General features: G+C 57.1%; 3 protein-coding genes. All 3 read left to right on the top strand.

The genetic code is table 11. The features are described 5' to 3' along the window. The first annotated feature begins 239 nt into the window (after positions 1-239). The 3 genes from CAPSK01_RS17245 (at position 240) to CAPSK01_RS17230 (ending at position 1876) form a co-directional block, all read left to right on the top strand. Positions 240-539, top strand: coding sequence for a hypothetical protein (locus CAPSK01_RS17245; protein WP_034929601.1), 300 nt, complete (start codon positions 240-242; stop codon positions 537-539). A 406-nt stretch (positions 540-945) separates the two neighbouring features. Continuing rightward, complete coding sequence (locus tag CAPSK01_RS17235; protein ID WP_034929595.1) at positions 946-1671, top strand: hypothetical protein; 726 nt, start codon at positions 946-948, stop codon at positions 1669-1671. Position 1672: 1 nt separating this feature from the next. Next, positions 1673-1876, top strand: coding sequence for a hypothetical protein (locus CAPSK01_RS17230; protein WP_273703938.1), 204 nt, complete (start codon positions 1673-1675; stop codon positions 1874-1876). Positions 1877-2436: the final 560 nt, after the last annotated feature.

Here is a 2436-nt window from a genome sequence, read left to right as displayed (position 1 = left end):
CAGCTGGCCCTGACCGTCAGCTGGCCCTGACCGTCAGCTGGCCCTGTTCGTCGAACTCGCCCTGTTCATCGAACTCGCCCTGTTCGTCGAACGCCAGTTTCAGGGACGGGCCGGAGGCCCGTCCCGCTGGAAACGATAGTTAGGTTTTGTTGTGAGAAAGTGCTTGACACGCTCAGACTAATGCACTACATTACTAACCATGCGAGGCGCGGTGCCGAGCAGCAGAAAAGGAGAAGATCATGAAAAGGAATGGTCAAGTGGTGAGTAAAGCGGCCGTGAAGACGGGCCGCGCCATGGCCCGCTGGGCGGCCAGCGGGATGAACTGGGGCGACGGCCCCCACAAGGCCGCCGTGATGGCGGCGGGCTGCGCCATTATTGGAGGCGGGGCGGTTGCGCTCGACCGCCTCGGGCGGAAATTCCTGACCGCCGAAGCGGCCGCCATCGCCGCCGGAGAGGCTGGCGACCGAAACAGCGGCGCACCGGCCGCGTGCTGGTGGCAGACACCGGCGAGCGAGATCATTCTCGCGTCGGCCGCGTGAGCGACAAGCCGAAGCGGCCAGCGCACCGGCCGCCGAAGTACCCGGGCGAACCGATGACGACGCTCACGGTTCGCCTTCCCGTGCGACTGAAAGAAAAGGTGGTGCGCCTAAGCGACGGGCGCACCGGGAATTGGGTTTGCGCCAAGATCGAGAAGGCGCGGGAGCGTGAGAACGAAACCTAACTCGCCCTGAACCCTCATCAAACTATCATTACCTGGAGCGTCACCTATACGGCAGACTGCAAATAATACAAAATCACTTGACTTGTACTGTGATCGGAGTATGATGCTCCTTGTAGTCACTGATATGGAGACAGTCAAATGTCACATCACACTAGTCCCAAGCCGTTCTTTCTGGCCATGGTCATCACCATGGCCATTGTTCTCATCCTTTGAAAGGAATCGAAATGGCAATCGTAAAAACCGCCGCACCGGCAACACTGCCGGCCACGCAGCGCAAGACGCTGGCTAATGCCAGCGTACCTGCCCTGATGGGCAATGGGATTTTCCGGGAATCAGTCACGGCTGATTCTCTGATAGCTCCTCGTGACTTGGTTGCAACGCCTACCCTGGCCTTGACCGGCTTGGGAGTTGGCGCTTCGCCCTTGAGTATTGTTCAGGGACTTATCACCTTAGCCGTGCGCCATGCGCACGGCAATGCCATTGATGGCGTAGAGAACTTGCCGGCCGCAGCAAGAATTGGCCTGCAGGCGACTCTCGCCTGCCTCAAGAAAGGGGCAGGTTGCAGGATGCCGCAACTCGAAGCAGCCGCGAAAGCGGGCATTGAGGCAATGCTGGCGCTTCCTGCGCCAGCAAAGAAAGTGGTGACGGCACCGGAAGCGCCGGAAACGCCGGAAACGCCGGAAACGCCGGAAACGCCGGAAACGCCGGAAACGCCGAAAGCCACGCCCGGGGAGTGGCTTGAACGCTCTCGATTGCTTGCTGAAAAGTCGGAGCAAGCAGAGGCTGCTGCACTTGCAGCAATCGCCGCAGAGAGGCGGATTCCTCCTGTGATCCCCACTGAAGAAGTGGTAAAAGTCGTCACAAAACGCGATGACGCAGAGGCTGTTCTCCGCGCCCTTGCCAAGCAACTCGGATTCCGGGTCGTATTGGCTCACAAAAAGGTGGTATGAGATGGACAACACTCGTACGATGGACAAAAACCTCCGCGCCCTGGGCGCAGAGGTAATCTTCAGCGGGAGTAGCTGGGTCAATATCATCCTGCCGAACGCCGAAACACTGAGCGCCGCAAGATCGGCACTCGTTCAAGCCGGGCACTACGTCCAGTCAATAACCAACAACGAGGATGGTACGCTCTACGTCAGAGCGAACTACTGACCGATAGCCTGCCAGCAATGGCAGGCTTCTTCATGCGGTCTAGTGGTAGACCGCATGAAGAAGCCTTGATCTTTTACAATTCGGGATCTAGGTCCATGCCGACGGCAGAAGTATCTGCAATGCCGCTGCATGGGCTAAGTGCCTGCCGAAGGGCGGGTGCATCACCTAGTCTGTAGCGCGCTGTTGTAGCGCGTGACTCGTCGTATGGGATACTCTAACTGGCGTTGCTAGGTCGGAGTCCCATACGCTTAGGACGATTAGGTTGATGTGCTCATAGGCCGGATTCCCGAAACTTGCTAGTACGCTCCTACAGAAATTTATGCGAAATAAGCAGGGTATCGCTTTGTCATAAACTATGCAGTACGCTAGCAGTATGTATGATGCACGTGCGACAGGTAAAATCGCGTACCCGCGCAATACTCTATCAGACTCATACAGTGTAGCTGGCGATAGCTCGCTCAAGGTATGGCAATAACATGCTTCAGACTAGCAACCTGAATAGACGATACGAATTAACAGGCAATCAACCGAGTCCAATTAAAACGTGCACCAGCATACAA

Origin of the sequence: Candidatus Accumulibacter vicinus (assembly GCF_000584955.1) — a bacterium.
Lineage (GTDB): Bacteria > Pseudomonadota > Gammaproteobacteria > Burkholderiales > Rhodocyclaceae > Accumulibacter > Accumulibacter vicinus.
This window is presented reverse-complemented; position numbering and strand designations above follow the sequence as displayed.